Origin of the sequence: Stutzerimonas stutzeri (assembly GCF_024448935.1) — a bacterium.
Lineage (GTDB): Bacteria > Pseudomonadota > Gammaproteobacteria > Pseudomonadales > Pseudomonadaceae > Stutzerimonas > Stutzerimonas stutzeri_AO.
This window is the reverse complement of the sequence record NZ_JAMOIE010000259.1, coordinates 1-734: the sequence shown is the minus strand read 5'-3', so window position 1 is coordinate 734 and position 734 is coordinate 1. Positions and strand designations below refer to the sequence as shown.

Here is a 734-nt window from a genome sequence, read left to right as displayed (position 1 = left end):
AACCGTATTGCCCGACATAGATGATCCGGAATTTGCCGACGCCTTCAAGCAGTTTGCTGACGCACGATCGGCGAAGCCAGCCACGGCACGACAACTTCTCCTGGTAACGGCCGGGCTCGTGCCCCAGCCATGGTTGTCCACCGCGACCGGGTTGGTCGGGCGAGTATGGAAACTGCAGTGCTTGTGATATGCCAACGGATTGAAGGGCGACAGCTCGACGTTGCTGTTTATGGGGCTTTCACGTTCGCCGCCGGTTTCGCCGTGGCGCTTGCTTGACCGCCGCCCAGTCGCCACTGGTGAAAGAGGCCCAGCCAGCGCAATATGCGTTGGGGTGCGTGGGCCTTTTTCCATTCCCCTGCCGCGGCCTTGTTGGCTTCGGCCAGGGTCGGGTAGATGTCAATGGTGCCCAGCACCTTGTTCAGGCCATAGCCGTGCTTCATGGCGGCGACGTATTCGGCGATCAGCTCGCCGGCATGCTCGCCGACGATGGTCACGCCGAGGATGCGGTCCTTGCCCGGCACGGTGAGCACCTTGACGTAGCCATGGGCGGCTGCGTCGGCAATGGCGCGGTCGAGCTCGTCGATGCCGAAGTGGCTGACTTCATAGGCGATGCCCTGCGCCTTGGCGTCTTGTTCGTTAAGGCCCACGCGGGCCACTTCCGGGTCGGTAAAGGTGGCCCAGGGGATCACCCTGTAGTCCACCTTGAAGCGTTTGAAGCCGCCGAACAAGCCGTA

1 protein-coding gene and 1 pseudogene are annotated in these 734 nt (G+C 62.4%); one reads left to right on the top strand and one right to left on the bottom strand.

The features are described from left to right. Positions 1-187, top strand: a 187-nt coding sequence (locus tag NA637_RS25235; protein ID WP_256075393.1) for a hypothetical protein, incomplete at its 5' end; no start/stop codon positions are given. Positions 188-227: 40 nt separating this feature from the next. Here the strand turns inward: NA637_RS25235 and NA637_RS25230 are convergent. After that, positions 228-734: pseudogene (locus NA637_RS25230) on the bottom strand (pyridine nucleotide-disulfide oxidoreductase); the annotation flags it as partial.